Raw genomic sequence first — 2,202 nt, 5'->3', positions numbered from 1 at the left:
TTGTACGCCCGGGCCACCGTTCCCACGGCAACGCCAAGATCCGCAGCCAGGCTCCTGACCGTCGGCAGCCGGCTGCCGGGCGCCAGGTCGCCGACTGCCACCAACGAACTAATCTGTGACCGGATCTGCTCGTAGGGCGGCGTGGCGGACCGGAGGTCGATGATGATGCCGGCGCTCACGTCACCGGTTCCGGTGCGGGGGCGGGCTTGGCGGCCCACGTGGCGGCGATGCCGCGGACGGGAATCACGGCAATCACCGCGCCCGCGGCCGCCAGGAGGATTCCGACGCCCGGCGCCGCCTGCCACGCGTTGTCCCACAGCACCGGGCCCAAAGGGTACTCGGCCTGAAGCTCGCGTCCGGTGGCCATCAGCAGCACGCCCGCCTGCACCGTGAGGAACGCGGCCAGCGTCCGGACCAGGCGGTGCAGCGAGATTGCGCGGAGGGCGGCGTCCAGGCCGGGAACCGGATCGGGGATGCTGTGGCGCCGCCGGACCATGGCAAGCGGGAGCACGGAGAATCCGGCAACGGCTGCGCTGGTCCAAGCTGTTGCGCCCCACGACGCCGGCAGGGCGAGTTCGGACTGGCGGACCGCAACAATTATTGTTACGCCCACCAGGACGGCAGCGGCCGCAATCGCCGTGCTGAGCATGGCAGGCGACACCGGCTGGCGCGGCCAGCGGCGTGGCTCGCCAGGGTCCCCGTAGTTGCGATGGAGAAGCAGCTCGCCCGCAGCAACAACAGCGAGGACTGCCGCGGCGGAGATTGCAACGAACATCGCGGGACGGTCGGTGACGGCACCCGGAATAAGCAATGCGGCCAGCACCGGAACCAGTACCGCGAGCCCCATGGCCGGCCCGATCGACACCGAAAGTTTGGTGGCCGGGTGCGGGTCCGCGGGTAGGACCCGGCCCGCAGCCCCACCCGACAGCTTGGGCGGCGCCCACCACCACATGGCCAGCAGGACAGCTAGGTTCAGTAAGCCGGCCGGGTTGAACCAGCTGCCGGTACCGTCGAAGGGGTTCGGGCGCGCCGCGTGATTGCCCGCGATGGCCCCGAGTCCGGAGGCGATGGTGGCCACTGTGCGCAGCAGGCGGTTCATGGCGATGGTCCGCAGGAGGCCATTGTCCTCGGGCGTCAGCGGCTCAAGCTGCCGGCGGTGCGTGATCAGCGCAAGGACCAGCAGGGTTCCCGCGGCCACGATGATCAGGGCGCTGCCCAGGTAGGCGGCCAGTTCGACACCGGTGATGCGGCCGTCTGCGCCGTAGGTGACGTACTGGTTGTCCGGGGCGGGACGGTAGTCATAAGGGACCGGTGCGAAGCCGGGGAGAGTGGCAGTCCAGGCGATCTGCCCAGCGGCGGCTACGAAAACTGCGAGGACCGTCCAGGCAAGGGGCCGGGGCAGGAAGTCACGCGCCCTCCGTACGTCCAGGGTTGCCCGGCGGCGGGGGAGCCGTGGGCCGGGATAGCTCAGCTGGCCGATGGCGTGGACGGCCAGGCAGCCCAGCACCGGCCAGGCCAGAGCTGGAAGGATATCCACCGTGCCGGCCGTGAAACCTGGCGAGGGAATCGGCAGGATGCCGGCATTGACAGCGGGCTGCAGCGAGCTCGCCAGCCAGCCGATGAAGCCCACCCAAGAGGCGTGCTGCGCCGCCGATACGGGCGTGGCTCCGCCGCCCGGGGCCCGGATGACCCAGCGAAGCAGCACGTAGATCCCCGCTGCCAGCAGGAACGGCCACAGGACCACCATCGGTGAAACGTTGGTAAGAACGGCAATGGCGTCGCTGCCCGGCACATCATCCCCCAGATTCGTGCAACTTTGTATCGAGTATTTGATACAAAGCTGGACGGGTCAAGCAGGCTTGCGGGTGCTAGTCGTCGAACGGCTTGAACTGCTCGACGGCCACGATGCGGTTCTTCCCGCCGGAAGCCACATGGCACACCACGAGTTCACCCGGCGACAGGTACGGCTCCTCGGACGGCAGGAGGCTGCTCAAGGCTCCGGGCATGTGCTTCGCAAGCTGCGCGAACACCGTGGGAAGTGCCGGGCGGTGCGTGCAGACGGCCACCGCCCGCTGCTTGTCGAACAGCGACTCGATGACCGCCGCGGTCTTTTTCGGGCTGCGCTCATGGCGGTGTTCCGTCAATGCCTCCGCCATCTTGACCTTCGCCCCGACGGCCTTCGCATAGGGTGCCACCGTGGCC

Annotated in this window: 2 protein-coding genes and 1 pseudogene; all 3 read right to left on the bottom strand. The window is 68.9% G+C overall.

Features of this window, described 5'->3' with window-relative positions; genetic code table 11:
* Window positions 1-179 (bottom strand): GntR family transcriptional regulator (locus P2Q66_RS15075; protein WP_275729399.1); only part of this gene is annotated, 179 nt, incomplete at its 3' end.
* Complete coding sequence (locus P2Q66_RS15070) at window positions 176-1,792, bottom strand: hypothetical protein (protein ID WP_275729398.1); 1,617 nt, start codon at window positions 1,790-1,792, stop codon at window positions 176-178. The genes P2Q66_RS15070 and P2Q66_RS15075, both read right to left, overlap by 4 nt.
* A 76-nt stretch (window positions 1,793-1,868) precedes the next feature.
* Window positions 1,869-2,202, bottom strand: a pseudogene (locus tag P2Q66_RS15065) (NUDIX hydrolase); the annotation flags it as partial.

It is taken from the genome of Arthrobacter sp. Cr_A7, from assembly GCF_029222765.1.
Taxonomy (GTDB): domain Bacteria; phylum Actinomycetota; class Actinomycetes; order Actinomycetales; family Micrococcaceae; genus Arthrobacter.
The sequence above is the reverse complement of the archived record's forward strand: the minus strand, read 5'-3'. Positions and strand labels throughout refer to the sequence as shown.